The 16,961-nt window shown below is 65.7% G+C and carries 15 protein-coding genes; 5 read left to right on the forward strand and 10 right to left on the reverse strand.

The genetic code is table 11. The annotated features are described in order from the left end of the window. Positions 1 to 26: 26 nt before the first annotated feature. Positions 27 to 1,232 (forward strand): CaiB/BaiF CoA-transferase family protein, encoded by a 1,206-nt coding sequence (locus A3AS_RS0108850; RefSeq protein ID WP_018317240.1) that lies wholly within the window; start codon positions 27 to 29, stop codon positions 1,230 to 1,232. Between the two features lie 165 nt (positions 1,233 to 1,397). After that, on the forward strand, positions 1,398 to 2,045 hold the full coding sequence (locus tag A3AS_RS0108855) for a glutathione S-transferase family protein (protein ID WP_018317241.1): 648 nt from the start codon (positions 1,398 to 1,400) through the stop codon (positions 2,043 to 2,045). Between the two features lie 49 nt (positions 2,046 to 2,094). Here the strand turns inward: A3AS_RS0108855 and A3AS_RS48205 are convergent, their stop codons facing one another. The 6 genes from A3AS_RS48205 to A3AS_RS0108890 form a co-directional block, all read right to left on the reverse strand. Next, the gene (locus A3AS_RS48205) at positions 2,095 to 2,259 is read right to left on the reverse strand and encodes a hypothetical protein (RefSeq protein WP_018317242.1); all 165 of its coding nucleotides are present in this window, start codon (positions 2,257 to 2,259) and stop codon (positions 2,095 to 2,097) included. 75 nt (positions 2,260 to 2,334) lie between these two features. Beyond that, positions 2,335 to 3,846 carry a hypothetical protein gene (locus tag A3AS_RS0108870; RefSeq protein ID WP_018317243.1) on the reverse strand — a complete coding sequence of 504 codons (1,512 nt, stop codon included), beginning with the start codon at positions 3,844 to 3,846 and terminating at the stop codon, positions 2,335 to 2,337. Positions 3,847 to 3,938: 92 nt separating this feature from the next. Further along, the gene (locus A3AS_RS0108875; protein WP_018317244.1) at positions 3,939 to 4,928 is read right to left on the reverse strand and encodes a hypothetical protein; all 990 of its coding nucleotides are present in this window, start codon (positions 4,926 to 4,928) and stop codon (positions 3,939 to 3,941) included. 371 nt (positions 4,929 to 5,299) lie between these two features. Beyond that, the gene (locus tag A3AS_RS0108880; protein WP_018317245.1) at positions 5,300 to 5,797 is read right to left on the reverse strand and encodes a TPM domain-containing protein; all 498 of its coding nucleotides are present in this window, start codon (positions 5,795 to 5,797) and stop codon (positions 5,300 to 5,302) included. A 5-nt stretch (positions 5,798 to 5,802) separates the two neighbouring features. Then, on the reverse strand, positions 5,803 to 6,699 hold the full coding sequence (locus A3AS_RS0108885; protein ID WP_026201816.1) for a YgcG family protein: 897 nt from the start codon (positions 6,697 to 6,699) through the stop codon (positions 5,803 to 5,805). Positions 6,700 to 6,903: 204 nt separating this feature from the next. Next, on the reverse strand, positions 6,904 to 7,512 hold the full coding sequence (locus A3AS_RS0108890) for a LemA family protein (protein ID WP_018317247.1): 609 nt from the start codon (positions 7,510 to 7,512) through the stop codon (positions 6,904 to 6,906). Between the two features lie 270 nt (positions 7,513 to 7,782). Between A3AS_RS0108890 and A3AS_RS0108895 the strand changes: the two genes are divergently transcribed. The 3 genes from A3AS_RS0108895 to A3AS_RS0108905 are packed head-to-tail and all read left to right on the forward strand — an operon-like array spanning position 7,783 to position 10,994. Continuing rightward, positions 7,783 to 8,637 carry an enoyl-CoA hydratase gene (locus tag A3AS_RS0108895; RefSeq protein WP_018317248.1) on the forward strand — a complete coding sequence of 285 codons (855 nt, stop codon included), beginning with the start codon at positions 7,783 to 7,785 and terminating at the stop codon, positions 8,635 to 8,637. 5 nt (positions 8,638 to 8,642) lie between these two features. Further along, positions 8,643 to 9,782, forward strand: coding sequence for an acyl-CoA dehydrogenase family protein (locus A3AS_RS0108900; RefSeq protein WP_018317249.1), 1,140 nt, complete (start codon positions 8,643 to 8,645; stop codon positions 9,780 to 9,782). Positions 9,783 to 9,797: 15 nt separating this feature from the next. Continuing rightward, positions 9,798 to 10,994 carry an acyl-CoA dehydrogenase family protein gene (locus A3AS_RS0108905; RefSeq protein ID WP_018317250.1) on the forward strand — a complete coding sequence of 399 codons (1,197 nt, stop codon included), beginning with the start codon at positions 9,798 to 9,800 and terminating at the stop codon, positions 10,992 to 10,994. Positions 10,995 to 11,215: 221 nt separating this feature from the next. Here A3AS_RS0108905 and A3AS_RS0108910 read toward each other — a convergent pair whose 3' ends face one another. From A3AS_RS0108910 to A3AS_RS0108925, 4 genes are all read right to left on the reverse strand, one after another. Continuing rightward, positions 11,216 to 13,540: a xanthine dehydrogenase family protein molybdopterin-binding subunit gene (locus tag A3AS_RS0108910; RefSeq protein WP_018317251.1), complete on the reverse strand. Its 2,325-nt coding sequence runs from the start codon at positions 13,538 to 13,540 to the stop codon at positions 11,216 to 11,218. A 126-nt stretch (positions 13,541 to 13,666) separates the two neighbouring features. Further along, positions 13,667 to 14,770, reverse strand: coding sequence for a S1C family serine protease (locus A3AS_RS0108915; protein ID WP_018317252.1), 1,104 nt, complete (start codon positions 14,768 to 14,770; stop codon positions 13,667 to 13,669). Positions 14,771 to 14,939: 169 nt separating this feature from the next. Continuing rightward, positions 14,940 to 15,815 carry a dihydrodipicolinate synthase family protein gene (locus tag A3AS_RS0108920; RefSeq protein ID WP_018317253.1) on the reverse strand — a complete coding sequence of 292 codons (876 nt, stop codon included), beginning with the start codon at positions 15,813 to 15,815 and terminating at the stop codon, positions 14,940 to 14,942. A gap of 56 nt (positions 15,816 to 15,871) precedes the next feature. Continuing rightward, the gene (locus tag A3AS_RS0108925) at positions 15,872 to 16,837 is read right to left on the reverse strand and encodes a VOC family protein (protein ID WP_018317254.1); all 966 of its coding nucleotides are present in this window, start codon (positions 16,835 to 16,837) and stop codon (positions 15,872 to 15,874) included. Positions 16,838 to 16,961 lie beyond the last annotated feature (124 nt).

Genomic DNA, 16,961 nt, shown 5'->3' on the forward strand with positions numbered 1-16,961 from the left:
GACAAGAGCGAGGGAGCAACGCCGCGATGGAAAAAGGCATTTTTGCGGGCCTGAAGGTTTTGGACTGCGCGAGCTTTATCGCAGCGCCCGCGGCCGCGACCGTGCTGTCGGATTTCGGCGCCGATGTCATCAAGATCGAGCCGCCCGGCGCCGGCGATCCCTACCGCAATCTGCCGAACCTGCCTGGCTATCCCACCGGCGAGCACAATTTCGCCTGGCTGCTGGAGGCCCGCAACAAGAAGAGCATCGCACTCGACCTCGCCAAGCCGGAAGCGCAGGCCGTGCTCTACAAGCTGGTCGCAGAGGCCGACGTCTTCATCACCAACATGCCGCCGCCGGTGCGCGCCAAGCTCGGCATCACCCACGATCACCTGGCCCATCTCAACGACCGGCTGATCTACGCCTCCTTCACCGGCTATGGCGAGAAGGGCGAGGAGGCCAACAAGCCCGGCTTCGACAGCAACGCCTATTGGGCGCGCTCCGGCCTGATGGACCTGGTTCGTGCCGACACCGACACCACGCCGGCCCGCTCGGTCGCCGGCATGGGCGACCACCCCTGCGCCATGGCGTTCTACGGCGCCATCGTCACTGCGCTCTATCAGCGCGAGAAGACCGGCAAGGGCTCGCACGTCGCCTCCAATCTGATGGCGAACGGCGTGTGGGCCGCGAGCGTGCTGGCGCAGGCAAAACTCTGCGGCGCCAAGTTCGGCGAGCGGCGTCCGCGTGAGCGCGCGCTGAACGCGGTCGCCAACCACTATCAATGCAGGGACGGCCGCTGGCTGATCCTGTCGCTGCTGAGCGAGGAGAAGCAGTTTCCGACACTGGCGAAGTGCCTGGGACGCGAGGACCTCATCACCGATCCGCGCTTCGCCACCAAACCCGACCGTCACGCCCGCTCGGTGGAGCTGATCAAGATCCTCGACGAGACCTTCGCGACCAGGGATCTTGCCGAATGGCGCAAGATTCTCGACGGCAATGGCCTCGTGTTCGGCGTCGTCGCCATTCTTGATGACATCCCCAACGACAAGCAGATGCTCGACAACGAGGTGCTGGTGCCGTTCGAGAACGACACCATGCTCACCATCTCCAGCCCGATCTGGATCGACGGCACCAAGAAGGTCCAGCCGCGCAAGCCGCCCGCCGTCGGCGAGCACAGTGACGAGATTTTGCGCGAGGCGGGATACGACGAAGCGGCGATCAAGCAGCTGCGCGGATCGGGGGCGGTGGGATAGGAGCGCGCTGGCGCTACATACTCCGCTGTCGTCCTGGGGCGCGCATAGCGCGAACCCGGGACGACACTGAGCAAGATGCATTGCTGGATTGCTTCGCTACGCTCGCAATGGCGATGCCGGGCGATCTCGCTATAAGCTACCGGCAAAACAACGCCGCGAGGTCCCATGCCCAGCTACCGCCTGCACTACTTCCCCGAATCCGGCAACAGCTACAAGCTTGCGCTGATGCTGACGCTTTGCGGCGAGAGGTTCGAGCCGGTCTGGACCGATTTCGGCGGCGGCGTCACGCGCACGGCGGAATGGCGCAAGGCCGTCAACGAGATGGGCGAGATTCCGGTGCTCGAAGTCGACGGCGTGAAGATGACGCAGACCGCGCCGCTGCTCTTGAAGCTCGGCGAGCAATATGGGCGTTTCGGTGCCGACACGGAGGACGAGAAGTTCGAGCTGCTGCGCTGGCTGTTCTGGGACAACCACAAGCTCACCGGCTACATGGCGACCTATCGCTTCATGCGCGCCTTCACCGAGAAGAACGATCCGCAGGTGCTGAAGCACTTTCGCCGCCGGCTCGAGGACTTCCTTGGCATCCTCGACGGACATCTCCAGCACAACGAATTCGCGATCGGCGCAAAGCCGACGGTCGCTGATATCTCGATGATGGCCTATCTGCATTATCCGAGCGACGAGCACGGCTTCGATTTCGCGGCGAGCCATCCGGCCATCCACGCCTGGCTCGGCCGCATGGCCGCGCTACCTGGCTGGAAGCCGGCGTATGAGCTGCTGCCGGGCAAGCGGATGACGAATTACGCGAAGTGAAGACTCCTTCTTTCCCCTCTCCCCGCACGCGGGGAGAGGCGAAGGGAAACTACCTCAACGACAGCCAGCCGAGCGTGAACAGGATGCCGCCGACGATCACGGCCATCGCGATCGCCCAGATGCTGACGCGGGCGCTGCCGGTGACCTGCTTGACTTCCTCATTGCGCGCAATCTCGCGATTGCGCTCCTTGTTGGCGTCGCCAGTATTCGTCATGAATCATCCAAATCGCTTTGTCGTTTTGCGCATGATCTTGTCGGAAAACCGCTACACACTTTTCCGGATCATGCGCTAACGCGTCTTGATGAAGCACATGCCGATGCGGCGCGAGGCCGCGGCAGCCTGACAGGTGAGACCGTTAGCACAGCTCCATGACGTAAAACTCTCATCCCGCGTTCCCGATCCCGCCTCCTGCAGGGAACAATGCGCGCCCCAGCCGTCCTGATACTCGCTCCCGGCGAGCTCCCGGCTGCCGCGGGTCTGCGGCCGGCTGGCAAATCCGCGTGAGAAATCAGGGCGTTTGCCCGCGGCGAATACGGTCAGGATGTCGCGGCGGCGAGGCTGGTCACCGAGAAAGTGTGGCGAGGCCGGCACGATGGCGGAATTCGACGGCTTGTCCGCCAGCCAATCGACGCCCGGAAAGTGAAAGCCGCCGATGCCGCGGGTCTGGTGGCAGCCCGAGCAGGTGACGTCGTTGAGACGGCGCTGGAAGCCCGCGACCGAGCGGATGTTCTGCAGGTCGCCGCGCGCGGCCGCCTGCTTCAGCGCACCGACCACGTCGTTGTCGGTGAAGACCGCTTTGCCCTCCCCTTCAGCCTGCATCATGCCGAACTCCGGCTGCAGCACTGATGCATCGAGGCCGGCCGGCGTCGGCACCACCGCACTCCTGGCCAGGAATTTCTCGGGGATCAGCACGGTGCCGCGATCGAACTCGCGAAGATGCTCGGGTGCGAGCAGCCAATCCTTGAAGTCGCGCCGAAGCGCGTCGTCCGCCATGATCCGGTCGCGGTCGATCTGGTTCTCCAGCGTCGATTCCTCGAAGGCCTTCGTGGCGGAATTGTACTTGAACACCTTGAGCAGATAGTCGGAGCGGAAATCATGCAGCGCCGACTTCGCCGCGACCGAGAGCTGGATGTTGGTCTCGATGCGATCGAGCATGGCGTCGTCCCGGCTGCCGATCAGCTCCTGCCAATTGCCGTTGTCGAGCCAGCGCCGCGCGAGTTCAGCGCAGCTGATCGGCTTGCCGTTCGCGTCCGTCTGGCGCGCATCCCGTGCCTTCATCACCAGATTGAGCGTCATCGGCAGCCGCGTCGCGGTAGTGCCGTCGAAACGCGCCAGCCGATAGAGCAGCCGGATCTCGCCGCAGGACTCCTCCGAGGCGTAGGCGCGGTCCATGCGGTTGACGATGCCGGCCAGCACGAAGCGCGTGTCGCGAGAATTCAGCACGGCCCGATCGAACAGCTGCACGTCAAAGCCCTCGCCGACGCCGATGGTCTCGCTCGGATAGGCCGCCTTTTGCCCTTTGACGTAGCGGTCGACCTCCGCATCGATCGCCGACGGAATGTCCTTGAGCTGGGACAGCTCTGAAAACAGCCGGTCGGTCGTCAGCGGCGCATCCGCCTTGCGCTCCGGCGCCAACAGGCGCTGGAGCGTGAGAGCGTCACCCTCATCGAGCCTGCGCAGGAGATCGGGATCGGTGATGGCGGTGCCGCGCGTCAGCGGCGCGGTCTCCGCGGCCGATAGCGCGGCGGTACCGCCAAACAAGACGGCGGCAGCAAGGAGAATTCGCAACGCGCGGCTCATGCCTGAGGTAACACCGCGGCGGTCCGCCTATTCAAGCAAAAAGGCGCTTCACATGGTGGTGAAGCGCCTTTCGAAAGTCGTATCTGGGCCGCTCAGCGCGCGACGATCAGGCCCTTGCTGGTGACGACCACCCAGCGGCCGTCCTGGCGGCGGATCGCATCGACGCGGCCGAGGCCGGGAATGGGATCGCCGGGATAGACCTCGTAAAGCCCGTCGCGGCCCTCGATCAGCGCACCGCCATTGGCGGCGTTGCGCAGCCGCCAGCCTTCGACCGTCGGCAGGCGGCCGACCTCGGTCTTGGGCGCGGCAGCCACTGGGGCCGGTGCGGCGGCGGCGGTCGCAACCTGGGTCGGCGCGATCGAGCCGGTGGTCTCCTTCGGCACCGCTGCTGCGGCCTGCGCAGGGGCGGCGGGCGGCGCGGCGCGGAGCTTGTCGACGGTCTCGGACAGCTTTGCGATTTTGGCCATCGGCTCGGCCTGCGCCTTCTCGAGCTTGTCGAGGCGGTCGTTGGCGCGGTTGAACTGGGTGACACCGGTTTTCGAGCTGTGCTCGACATTGGCCTTGAGCGCGACGAGGTCGGCATCGATCCGGGCGACCGACGCATCGAGCGCGCTGGTGTCGGCGACCTGCACCGGCGCCTGGGCCGGGGCGGCGAAATGCATCATGCCCGCGGTCGCGAGCGCGCCGCTGATGGCGCCGACGCTCGCCGCGATCGCCACCACCGCGGCCATCGCCGACAGGCGGCGCTTGCTGCCGGTCTCACGCGGCTCTTCCGCCTTCACATGCGGGGCAAAATCCTCACGGTCCCAGGAGCGTTCCGACGGCGCCATGACGATGAGCTTGCCGGGCTTCGGCTCAGGCTTGGCTTCGGCTTTGGCTTCGAGCTTCGGCACCTCGATCCGGGATGCCTCGATCTTTGGCGGCTCGACCTTGATCGGATCGGGCTTGACCGGATCAGGTTTGGGCGGCGCCTCATGGTCCGGGGCAATCGAGGGAGCCTCGATCCCAGCGGCCTCGACGGCCTGCGGCGCGGTCGCAGCAGCCTCGACGACGCCGGTGTCCTGGGCAGCCTGCTCGGGCATTGGTTCGCTCACGGCTCAAATACTCCAGTCTGGGTTGACCTTTTGGTAACTTTCATTGCTTGCGAAATCCTTACCTGCGGACCCGCTTACCGAAATTTTAGGAAGTTATCCGGGGCCGAATTTGGCCGGGAAAGTGGAACCGGTGTGGCGGGCGTCAAACAATTCGTAATCGGGTGAAGATGAACGGCTGCGGAATGAGCGCCTCTGTCGCTACCGTCATCCTGAGGTGCGAGGCTTGCGATGCGATGCATCGCAAGTGGAGCCTCGAAGGATGAACGGCCGAGCTGCAGCAGCCGGGCCGTCGCCCTTCGAGGCTCGCCGAAGAGGCGAGCACCTCAGGGTGACGGTGCGAGAGTTGACTTAGCTCCTCGTCACATCACGACCGGCGCATCCGGCAGCTCGTTCGCATGCGATGCGCCGGGCGGAAAATGCCGCGCCAGTTCGCGCGACACCGCCGTGATGCCGGCGATGACGCCGCGCTCGAACTGGCCGGAGCCGAACTCGGCCTCCATCGCGCGGCAGATGCTTTCCCATCCTTCGGCACCAACCTTCGCGTGGATGCCGCGGTCGGCCACGATCTCGACGTCACGGTCGGCGAGCAGGAGATAGATCAGGACACCGTTGTTATGCGCGGTGTCCCAGATGCGCTGATGCGCGAACACGTCGAGCGCGCGCTCGCGGGCCGGCTGGTTGCGGAACAGCGGCGCGCCGTCGAGTGCGCCTTCGACCACGAAGCGGACCTGACCGGAATGGGTGGTCTCGCCCTGCTTGATCGCCTGCTCGATGCGGGCGAGCACGGCCGGCGGAAAGATCTGCTTTGCGTGCCAATGATGCTGCACGAGATGTCTGGCAATGCGCTTGATGCTCATGACCGCTACCAGCTCCCCGAGGCGCCGCCGCCGCCGAAACTGCCGCCACCGCCGCTGAAGCTGCCGCTGTCACTGGAAGACGACCCGCTGCTCCAGCCACCCGACGAAGAGCCGCTCGACCACGAGCCGCCGCGAGAACGGCCAGTGGCCGGCATGATCGCCGAAAACAGATCGGCCACGAACCCGATGATGAAGCCGAGGACTCCGACAGCGATGGCGAGCGCGAAGGAGCCGAGAATGAGCCAGGTCAGCCCTGCGATGATGCCGCCGGTCACCAGGGATCCGAGCAGCCGCCCCAGCATGGCCCGGAAGAACCCGCCCACCCCGATCGAGGCGAACAGCGTCACGATGAATACCGGCGCGAGGTCGTCCAGATGACCGAAGCTCACCGTGGGTGACGGAACCGGCAGCGGCTCGCCGTCGATGACCCGGATCATGCGATCGACGCCATCCGAGATGCCGCCGCCGAAATCGCCTGCCCGGAATTTCGGTGTAATGATCTCATCGATGATCCGCCGCGAGGTGACGTCGGTGAGCGCGCCTTCGAGGCCATAGCCGACCTCGATGCGCAAATGCCGGTCATTCTTGGCGACGACGAGGATCGCGCCGTCGTCGACCTTCTTGCGACCGATCTTCCAGGCCTCCGCAACGCGGATCGAGAATTGCTCGATCGTCTCCGGCTGCGTGGTCGGCACGATCAGGACGGCGATCTGGCTGCCCTTGCGCGTCTCGAAGTCGCGCAACCTTTGCGACAACGCGGCGACGTTGCTGCTGGACAGCGTCCCGGTCTGGTCGACCACGCGGCCGGTGAGCTCGGGGATGGCGACGTCGGCTGAGGCGGGGAGCGCGAAGGCGAGGACGAGCGCCGCAACGAAAGCCGCGCGCCACACCCTCAGTGTCATCGCCCGGCTTGCCGTCTTCGCTGACGCTTCGCCGGCCCAATACCGCTGTGCCCGGCGAAGCCCTTGGCGTAGCCGGGACCGGGCGATCCAGTATTCCAGAGACGCCAGAGGCCTACGGAGAGGCCGCGGCGTACTGGATTCCCCGCTTTCGCGGGGAATGACAGTGGTGGGTGGAGTGAAGACCATTCGCAGAATCGCGCGCGCTTACTTCGACGGTGCCGGCGCCGGGTTGAAGTCCACCTTCGGCGCGGTCGAGATTTCCTTCTCGTTTGCGACCGAGAAGTTCGGCTTCTCCTTGTAGCCGAACATCATCGCGGTGAGGTTGCTCGGGAACGAGCGGATGGTAACGTTATAATCCTGCACCGCCTTGATGTAGCGGTTGCGCGCCACGGTGATGCGGTTCTCGGTGCCCTCGAGCTGCGACATCAAATCCTTGAACAGTGCGTCCGACTTGAGCTGCGGGTAGTTCTCGGTGACGACCAGCAGCCGCGACAGCGCGCTGGAGAGCTCGCCCTGCGCGGCCTGGAACTTCTGGAAGGCGGCTGGATCGTTCAGCACCTCGGGCGTCGCCTGGATGCTGCCGACCTTGGCGCGCGCATTGGTGACGCCCAGCAGCACATCCTTCTCCTGCTGGGCGAAGCCCTTCACCGAGTTGACGAGATTGGGCACGAGATCGGCGCGGCGCTGATACTGGTTCACGACCTCGGACCAGTTGGACTTGATCTGCTCGTCCTCGCTCTGGATCGCGTTGTAGCCGCAATTGGTGAGACTCAGCGAGGCCAGCGCCGCCAGCACGGTCAGGATCTTGCGCATTAAATTTCTCCCGGTGGAATCCTGTAACTCAATATCAGATAGCGATAACGCGGTACCAGCTTTTCGGGTTCATTCCGGGGCGCGAAGCGAGCTATGGTGCGCCCTTGCGCACCTGAAAATCTCGAGATTCCAGGTCTGGTCCTTCGGACCATCCCGGAATGACTGCGCCGGATGAGCGCACCTCAGCCGACTGACGCAAGCCTCTTGCCTATCCCTGACCGACATAGTCAACTCGACGAAACAATAAGACAGAACACCGGGGGAAACGCGATGACCTCGTTCGAGACCATCCTCGTGGAGAGGCCGGATCCGGCGATCACCCGGATCGTGATGAACCGGCCCGAGGCGCGCAACGCGCAGAACCTGCAAATGACCTACGACCTCAATGCCGCCTTCGACGCGGCGGTGCAGGACGATTCGGTCAAGGTGATCATCCTCGCCGGCAACGGTCCGCACTTCTCCTCCGGCCATGACCTGCGTCCCGGCGGCAAGAATGCCGCCGGCGTCGATTTTCCACCGATCGGAAATTGGGGCGGCTTTGCCGAGCCGAATGCCCATGGCCGCTTCGCGCGCGAGCAGGAAATCTATCTCCAGATCACCCGGCGCTGGCGCAATCTCGCAAAACCGACCATTGCCGAGGTGCACGGCAAGTGTATCGCCGGCGGGCTGATGCTGGCCTGGGCCTGCGACCTCATCGTCGCCAGCGACGATGCGCAGTTCTGCGATCCCGTGGTGACCATGGGCGTCTGCGGCGTCGAATGGTTCGTGCATCCCTGGGAGCTCGGCGCGCGCAAGGCCAAGGAGTTCCTGTTCACTGCCGACAATTGGAGCGCCGAAGTGGCGCATCAGCTCGGCATGGTCAACCAAGTGGTGCCGCGCGCGGAGCTTTCTGCGCGCACGCTGGAGCTGGCGCGCAGGATTGCGGCAAAGCCGGCCTTCGCGCTGAAGATGACCAAGGAAGCGGTGAACCGCTCGGTCGACGTGATGGGCCAGCCTGCCGCAATCGACCAGGCTTTTGCGCTGCATCAGCTCTGCCATGCCCACAACCTTCAGGAGTTCGGCATGATCGTCGATCCCTCGGGCCTGCATCCCTCCGTGCGCAAGCCGCCGGCGGCCGCGGAGTAATTGCGATGGATCTCAATCTCAGCGACGAACAAAGGCTGCTGCGCGAGAGCGCGGAGCGCTTCGTGGCCGGAAGCTACGATGCCGATCACCGCCGCAAGATGGCGAACGATCCGCTCGGCTTTAGCCCGGCGGTGTGGAAGCAGTTCGCCGAGCTCGGCTGGCTGGCTCTGCCGATCGCAGAAGAGTTCGGCGGGCTCGGCGGCGGCGCGGTCGAGATCGGCATCCTGATGGAGGCGTTCGGCCGTGGGCTGGTATCGGAGCCCTATGTCGCGACCGTGGTGCTGGGAGCCGCACTGATCGCCAGATGCGGCACCAATGAGCAGAAGCAGGAGAGCCTGCCGAAGATCGCGGATGGATCCTTGAAGCTTGCGTTTGCGCATTCCGAGCGCACGGCGAGGTTCGATCTCGCCAAGGTCGCAACCGCCGCCGACCGGACCGCACAGGGCTGGCGCCTTGCCGGCAGCAAGATCGCCGTGCTCGACGGCCATGCCGCCGATGAGATCATCGTCTCCGCGCACATTCATGATCATCAGAGGCCTTCGGGACGGACCGGCCTGTTCCTCGTCCCCGCGACGACGCCTGGCCTCGTCGTCAGCGACTTTCCGCGCCTCGGCGGCGGGCGCGCCTGCAACCTCGAGCTATGCGACGTGCATCTGCCCGAGGACGCCCTGCTCGGCGACGGCAGCGACGCACTGCCGGCGATCGAATGGGCGGTCGATCGCGCCATGGCCGCGCTCGGCGCAGAAGCCGTCGGCATCATGCAGACGCTGCTGGACACCACGCTCGAATACACCAAGATCCGAAAGCAGTTCGGACGGCCGCTGTCGGCCAACCAGGTGATCCGCCATCGCCTCGCCGACATGGCGATGCAGGTCGACGAGGCGCGCTCGATGGCACTGCGCGCTGCGCTCAAGGCAGATGCCGCGCCAGTCGAGCGGGCACGGGCCGCGTCCGGCGCCAAAGCCAAGATCGGCAAATGCGCGCGCTTCGTCGGCGAGCAGTCGATCCAGCTCCACGGCGGCATGGGCGTCACCGAGGAGCTCGAGGTCGGCGCCTATTTCAAGCGCCTCGTCGCCTTCGACACGCTGTTCGGCGGCAGCGCGCACCACTATGCCCGTCACGCCGAACTTGGCCGCAAGGCCTGATACCGGGAGAGCCTCATGGACCTGTCGTTCAATGCCGAAGAGCGCGCCTTCCAGGACGAGGTACGCAGCTTCATTGCCAAGAATCTCACCGAGGAGATGAAGCGCGCGACCGCGCTGACGCCCTCGGTGTTCTCCGACCCTGATATCGGCATGGCCTGGCAGCGCGCGCTACACAGGCAGGGCTGGGGCGCGCCGGGCTGGCCGGTCGAACATGGCGGACCGGCCTGGACGCCGGCGCAGCGCTGGATCTTCGAGACGGAGTCCGCGCGGGCCGGCGTGCCCAATGTGAATGTCATGGGCGTGAAGATGGTTGGCCCCGTCATCATCGGCTTCGGCTCGCCCGAGCAGAAGAACTTCTACCTGCCGCGGATTCTCTCCGGGGAGGATTATTGGTGCCAGGGCTATTCCGAGCCGGGCTCCGGCTCCGACCTCTCTTCGCTGAAGACGCGCGCGGTGCGCGACGGCGACGACTACATCATCAACGGCACAAAAATCTGGACCACGCATGCGCATCACGCCAATCGCATGTTCGCGCTGGTGCGCACCAGCGACGGGCCGCGGCAGCAGGACGGCATCAGCTTCATCCTGATCGACATGAAGACGCCTGGCATCACCACGCGTCCCATCCTCACCATCGGCGGCGACCACGAGGTCAACCAGGTGTTCTTCGACGACGTCCGCGTGCCCGTGGCCAACCGGGTCGGCGAGGAAGGCAAGGGTTGGACCTACGGCAAATATCTGCTCGAGTTCGAGCGCGGCTCGGGCATTGCCTCGGCCAAGCTGCGCGAGGGCTTGAAGGCGATCGCCGACCTCGCCGAGTCCGACCTGACCGGCCGCGCCATCGACAGTCCCGATATCGCCGCGCGCATCTCGGAGGTGGAAGTCGATATCGACGCGCTTGAAATGACCGAGCTGCGCGTGCTCTCCGCGCTGCAGACCGGACAAAACCCCGGCGCGGTGTCGTCGATCCTGAAGCTGCGCAACAGCGAAATCCGCCAGGCCGTGACGCGGCTCGGCGTCGACGTCATCGGCCACGACGCCCTCGCCGTCGAGCCGATGCGCCCGCTCTACAAGCTCAACCACGAGCCGCCGACGCCGGAGGAGATGCTGACAATGGTGCCGGAATATCTCAACGGCCGCGCCTACACCATCTTCGGCGGCACCTCGGAGATCCAGCGCGACATTATTGCGAAGATGATGCTGGGGATTTGAGGTCTAGGGCTCAGCTCGAGTTGGCGCGGCATCCTCCGCTGTCGTCCCCGCGAAGGCGGGGACCCATAACCACAGGGAGATGTGGTTGCGGGGACTCGGAATTACCAGTTTTGCGCCAAACTCCTCCCTGTGGTGATGGGTCCCGGATCGGCGCGCGCTTGGGCGCGCTTGTCCGGGACGACAGTGGAGTGTGTGGCAGCAGCTAGCGCAATAACTCGACGCTAACCCGCCGCCTTCGCCTCCCGGATCGCCTGCCAGATCTTCTGCGGCGTCAGCGGCGTATTCAGCTGGGTGACGCCGAGCTCGGCGAGCGCGTCCATCACGCCGTTGGTGACGCAGGGCGGGCCGCCGATGGCGCCGGACTCGCCGCAGCCCTTGGCCCCGAGCGGATTGGTGCGGCAGGGCGCGGAATCATCCAGCGTCACCACGATCGGCGGCACGTCGTCGGCGCGCGGGATGCAATAGTCCTGGTAGCTCGCGGTGAGGAGCTGGCCGTCCGCATCATACGAGACGCCTTCATACAGCGCCTGACCGATGCCCTGCGCGACGCCGCCATGGATCTGCCCCGTCACCAGCATCGGGTTCACGGCGACCCCGACATCGTCGACCGTGGTGTAGCGCACGACCTTGGAGACGCCGGTTTCGGGATCGATCTCGACCTCGCAGATATGCGTGCCGTTCGGCCAGCTCGGACCATCGACCTCGCCCTCGGAATCGACGCTGAGCTTGGCGCCGCTCTCCTTTTCGGCGATGTCGAACAGGCTGATACGGCGGTCGGTGCCGACCACGGTCAGCATGCCGCCCTGATATTCGATGTCCCCGACCGAGGTCTCCAGCACGTTCGCCGCCTTCTCGCGCGCCTTCTGGATCAGATCGTTGGAGGAGACCGCGACCGCCGTGCCGCCGACGAACAGCGAGCGCGAGCCGACGCTGCCAAAGCCCATCGCGAGATCGGTGTCGCCTTGCACGACATCGATCTTGTCCATGGCAATGCCGAGCGTGTCGGAGATCATCTGGGTGTAGGTGGTCTGCAGCCCCTGCCCCATCGCCATGGTGCCGGAATGCAGCACGACGCGCCCTTGAGAGGTCGCGTGCAGGCTGACCTTCTCGGTATGAGCGCGGCCGCCGGTCCATTCGATGTAGGAGGTGAGCCCGCGGCCGTAGAGCAGGCCCTTCTTCTTCGCCGCCTTCTTGCGCGCGGCAAAGCCGTCCCAATCGGCCAGCTTCACGGCGCGGTCGAGCATGTGCGCGAAGGCGCCGGAATCGTAAACCTGGCCCGCCGCATTGGTATAAGGCAGCTGCGCCGGCTTGATGTAGTTGGCTTTGCGGATCGCGCGCGGATCGATGCCGATCTTTCGCGCGGCGGCGTCGAACAGGCGCTCGACGATGAAAACCGCTTCGGGCCGGCCGGCGCCGCGATAGGCACCGACGGGCGCGGTGTGGGTCATCACTGACTTCACCTCGAAATGCACCAGCGGCAGGTCGTAGACGCCGGTCTGCACGAACGGCCCGAGCACCAGCGGAATGATGTTCGCCGCACCCGAGGAGTAAGCGCCGGTGCAGCCGATCGACTTGACGCGATAGGCCAGCACCTTGCCCTTCTCGTCCAGCGCAAAGGAGGCAGTCGAGGTGAGATCGCGGCCGTGGGTGCCACCGACGAATTCGTCGGTGCGATCGCCGCGCCAGCGGATCTTCTTGCTCAGCTTGGTCGCGGCATAAGCGACGATGCCGTCCTCTGGATAGAGGTTGGTCTTCTGGCCAAAGCCGCCGCCGATATCGCCGACCAGCACACGCACACTGTCCTTGGGACGCTTCAGCACGGCCTCGGCGAGCACGTCGCGGGTCGAGGCCGGGGTCTGCGACTGCACATGCAGCAGCAGACGGCCGGTCTTCTTGTCGATCTCGGCAATGGTCGAGCGCGGCTCCATCGCCGACGGCACGAGGCGCTGGCTGACGAGATCGAGCTCGACGGTGTGCGCGGCCTTGGCGAAGGCTTCGTCCACCTTGGCGGCATCGCCGTAAGCCATCGCGCCGACGATGTTGTCCGGCGCCTCCGGCCACACCACGGGCGCGCCGGGCTTGACGGCCTCGACAGGGTCGACCACCGCAGGCTGCACGTCATACTCGACCACGATCGCCTCGGCTGCGCTCTGCGCCTCGACGCGGGACGACGCCACAACGGCAGCCACGGCCTCGCCGGCGTAGCGGACGACCTCATGGGCGAGCAGCCGGCGCGGCGGCACCGTCATCGGCTTGCCGTCGGGGCGCTTGAAGATGCTCAGCGTCGGGATGCTGCCGACATCGTCCTTGACGAGGTCGGCGCCGGTGTAGATCGCGGCAACGCCCGGCATCGCGGCAGCCGCGCTGGTGTCGATCGAGACGATCGTCGCATGGGCATGCGGCGAGCGCAGCACGTACAACCACAGGGCGCCGTCGCCTGGCTTGTCGTCGATGAATTGCCCCTTCCCGGTCAGCAGCCGCTGGTCTTCCAAACGCTTGACGGGCTGCCCCGCTCCGAAACGCAAATTGCCGGGAAGAATGTTCATTCCGTGGGGTCCTCGAAATCCGCAAAAACGACCGCGGCGGTTTTAACCGATTTTGCGCGCCAGACAACCGAGCCGCGACACATCTGCAATGCGCGTCTGCCCCCCTTGCGGGCGCGGAATTCGCCGTCAGGAACGCTCGATATCGATGATGCCTACATTGACGTCGCGGCTGTCCGAGCCGCGTTTGACCGTGAGGCGAACGGTCTTGCCCGCTCCGGCCTGCTCGAGCGCATCGGTCAAATCGGAGAGGCGCCGCACCGGCTTCCCTTCCACCGCGGTGATGATGTCTCCGACCGCTCCCGTCGAAAAGTTGACGCCGCGAATCCCCGCCCGCTCGGCGGGGCTGCCGGGGGCCGTCCGCACCACGATGACGCCTTCGACGCCAAGCCGCGTCGACACATCCTCGCCGGCGGCGACGATGCCGATGCCGGGCGTCGGCACGCGGCCGTTGCGGATGAGCTCGGGGACAATCCGGTTCACGACATCGACCGGCACGGCGAAGCCGATGCCGGCATTCGACCCGGACGGCGATATGATCGCCGTAGTCACGCCGATCAGCCGGCCGGCGGAGTCCAGCAGCGGCCCGCCTGAATTGCCCGGATTGATCGCAGCATCGGTCTGGATGACGTTGGCGATCTCCCGGCCGCCATGGGTTGGAAGCCGGCGCTTGAGCGCGCTGATGATGCCAGAGGTCATCGATTGATCGAGCCCGAAGGGGTTGCCGATCGCAAAGGCGGATTGGCCGACCTTCAGGTCGTTCGAACTGCCGAGCGCCACCGGCTGCGGGAGCTCGCGCACGCTGCGGATCCTCAGCACCGCGAGGTCGTAATTGGGCGCCGTGCCGACGAGGTCGACCTGCGCGACTTCACCTGAGGCGAAGCGCACCGCGATCTCGCCACCATTGGCCACGACGTGATTGTTCGTCACGAGATGGCCCTCGCGGTCCCAGACGAATCCCGTGCCGGACGCGCCGCCGCCCTGGCCTTCCTCGCCCATGAGCGGACTCGCCGCCGATTTCACCGCCACCTGAACGACCGAGGGCGACACGCGTTCAAAGATGTCGATGGTCGCCTTTTCGCCATCGGACAGCGGGCCGCGCTGCTCGACGGCGCGTGCGGAGGGCGCCGCCCATGGGGCATAGGAGACCGGGACATGCAGGATTTTCGCGGCCGTGACGGCGAGCAGCAGGGCGGCGAAGGCTGCCGCGGCAATCGCGTAGCGACGATTCATGGGTGATCACCGTGTCTTGTGCTGAATGCGGGCTCTGAGATGCACATTGCATGGACAGAAATCGCTCACGCGGCAACGTCGCAAACGCTCGGAAGTTTCTCGATTGCGCAGGTTGGGACTTTTGGGGCTCCCGCACGAGCGCCGGGGCATATTGCCGCGTGACAACGAGCTATGTCAGCTCGCGCAGCGCCGCCTCCACCACCTTGCGCGCATCGGCCGTCAGCGCCGCCTGCGGCGGGACGGGGTCGCCGACGTCGTAGCCCTGGATCGAAAGCCCCGCCTTGATGCAGGCTGCGAGGTTGAAGCGGGCGAAGGCTTCGTTGATGCGCCACAGCCTGCGCTGCAGCGCCATGGCATCGTCCCAGCGGCCGGCCTTGCAGAGGTCGTAGAGCGCGACACTCTGGCGCGGGATGATGCAGGCCGGTCCCGCCATCCAGCCAAGCCCGCCGATCAGCATCACCGCGGCCGGGATGTGGGCGGAGGCCGAGAACACCCGCAAGGCATCGCCGCAGCGGTTCATGATCGAGAGCAGCCGGCCGGTGTTGGTCGAGGCGTCCTTGATGTAGCCGATGCGCGGGTGCTCGGCGAGGCGCGCGATGGTGTCGAGGGTGAGGTCGGAGCGCTGGAATTGCGGGTTGGTGTAGATGACGACGGGAATGTCGACGGCGTCAGCGATGGCCCGGAAGTAGGATTCGATTTGGCCGTCAGTGAGCGGAAAATACGCTTCCAGGATCGCGAGGATGCCGTCGGCCCCACGCTTCTGGTAGGCTTTCGCTTGCGCCACCGCATCCGCGGTCGAGGTCGAGGCGACGCCCGCAACAACAGGCACGCGGCCCTGCGCGGCTTCGATCGTGGTCTGCACGACCGCGGTGCGCTGCGCGGCATTGAGATAGGCGAACTCGCCGGTCGAGCCCAGCGGCGTCAGCCCGTGCACGCCGGCGCCGATCAGATCATCACAGAGCTTTGCGAGCACGTTCGTCCGCACTGTGCCGTCGGCATCGACGGGCGAGACGAGATAGGGGAAGACGCCGTGGAATTCGGACATGTCGGGGGCTCCGGAAGCTGGCACCCGACGGGTCTTAGCAATGCCCGCCCCCGCGATCAAACCTTGAGCAAGCGTACCCGCGTGCCCCAGGGATCAATCGCCTCCACGCCGTCGGCAAGCGCCGTGACCTTCGCACCGCCTTTGCGCAGGCGCTCTTCCTGCGCGGCGAGCAGCTCCGGCTTGGCCATGACCAGCGAGAACCAGGCGAGACCCGTCATCTGGTCGTCGCGCTGGCCGGCGCCCTGGCTTTGCCAGACGTTGATGCCGAGGTGATGATGATAGCGGCCCGACGACAGGAACGCGGCGCCGCTGCGGCTGCGGGTCGGATCGAGGCCAATCGCGCCATGATAGAAGCCTCCGGCCTGCGCGAGATCGCCGACCCGCAGATGCATGTGGCCGATGCGCATTCCGTCCGGCGCCCTGGCGTAATCAGGCACGCGCGTATTGGTCAGCGACAACAGGTCGGGGATGTTGAGTTCGTCGGACGCCATCTTCACGCTGCCCTCGCTCCATTGCCATTGCGAGGGATCGCGGTCGGCATAGACCTCGATGCCGTTGCCTTCGGGATCGTCGAGATAGACGGATTCGCTGACGAGGTGATCGGCAAAGCCCGACAGCTTCACGCGGTGCGAGGCCGCGTGCACCAGCCAGCGCGCCAGGTCCTTGCGGGTCGGCATCAGGAAGGCGGTGTGGTAAAGGCCGGCGGCATTGCGCGGCTCGATTTCCGCATTGGGGCGGGCCTCCAGCACCAGCAGCGTGACGCCGGCCGTACCGAGCTTCGCCGCAGTCGCCGAGCGCTCCATCACCGTGAGGCCGATCACGTCGTGATAGTAGTCCGCGACCTTGTCGAGATTCTTCACCCGCAGCGTCACCATGCCGACCCGCATCGGCGTTCGGCTGGCATAGGTCGGCCCGCCGCCCTGCGGGGTGCCCTCGGCCCGTGCGGCAGCTGCGGCGGCCATGGCAAGCGAGGTCGCGCCGGCGAGTTGCAGCAGGGTGCGGCGGGTGAGGTCGATGGTCATCGGTCAGGGCTCGCTGAAACTGGTTGAGGCCGTGCGGCGCAATGTCGGGCCGATTGCTACACGTTCCCGTGAGCGGCTCCCAATCACATGTTCGTCGGCCGTAACAGGCGGTGTCCTGACCACC

The sequence above is a fragment of the Bradyrhizobium sp. WSM2793 genome, assembly GCF_000379585.1.
GTDB lineage: Bacteria > Pseudomonadota > Alphaproteobacteria > Rhizobiales > Xanthobacteraceae > Bradyrhizobium.

Coding starts and splice junctions, on each gene's coding strand:
- A3AS_RS0108850 (WP_018317240.1), top strand. CDS start 27: ATGGAAAAAGGCATTTTTGCGGGCCTGAAGGTTTTGGACTGCGCGAGC.
- A3AS_RS0108855 (WP_018317241.1), top strand. CDS start 1,398: ATGCCCAGCTACCGCCTGCACTACTTCCCCGAATCCGGCAACAGCTAC.
- A3AS_RS48205 (WP_018317242.1), bottom strand. CDS start 2,259: ATGACGAATACTGGCGACGCCAACAAGGAGCGCAATCGCGAGATTGCG.
- A3AS_RS0108870 (WP_018317243.1), bottom strand. CDS start 3,846: ATGAGCCGCGCGTTGCGAATTCTCCTTGCTGCCGCCGTCTTGTTTGGC.
- A3AS_RS0108875 (WP_018317244.1), bottom strand. CDS start 4,928: ATGCCCGAGCAGGCTGCCCAGGACACCGGCGTCGTCGAGGCTGCTGCG.
- A3AS_RS0108880 (WP_018317245.1), bottom strand. CDS start 5,797: ATGAGCATCAAGCGCATTGCCAGACATCTCGTGCAGCATCATTGGCAC.
- A3AS_RS0108885 (WP_026201816.1), bottom strand. CDS start 6,699: ATGACACTGAGGGTGTGGCGCGCGGCTTTCGTTGCGGCGCTCGTCCTC.
- A3AS_RS0108890 (WP_018317247.1), bottom strand. CDS start 7,512: ATGCGCAAGATCCTGACCGTGCTGGCGGCGCTGGCCTCGCTGAGTCTC.
- A3AS_RS0108895 (WP_018317248.1), top strand. CDS start 7,783: ATGACCTCGTTCGAGACCATCCTCGTGGAGAGGCCGGATCCGGCGATC.
- A3AS_RS0108900 (WP_018317249.1), top strand. CDS start 8,643: ATGGATCTCAATCTCAGCGACGAACAAAGGCTGCTGCGCGAGAGCGCG.
- A3AS_RS0108905 (WP_018317250.1), top strand. CDS start 9,798: ATGGACCTGTCGTTCAATGCCGAAGAGCGCGCCTTCCAGGACGAGGTA.
- A3AS_RS0108910 (WP_018317251.1), bottom strand. CDS start 13,540: ATGAACATTCTTCCCGGCAATTTGCGTTTCGGAGCGGGGCAGCCCGTC.
- A3AS_RS0108915 (WP_018317252.1), bottom strand. CDS start 14,770: ATGAATCGTCGCTACGCGATTGCCGCGGCAGCCTTCGCCGCCCTGCTG.
- A3AS_RS0108920 (WP_018317253.1), bottom strand. CDS start 15,815: ATGTCCGAATTCCACGGCGTCTTCCCCTATCTCGTCTCGCCCGTCGAT.
- A3AS_RS0108925 (WP_018317254.1), bottom strand. CDS start 16,837: ATGACCATCGACCTCACCCGCCGCACCCTGCTGCAACTCGCCGGCGCG.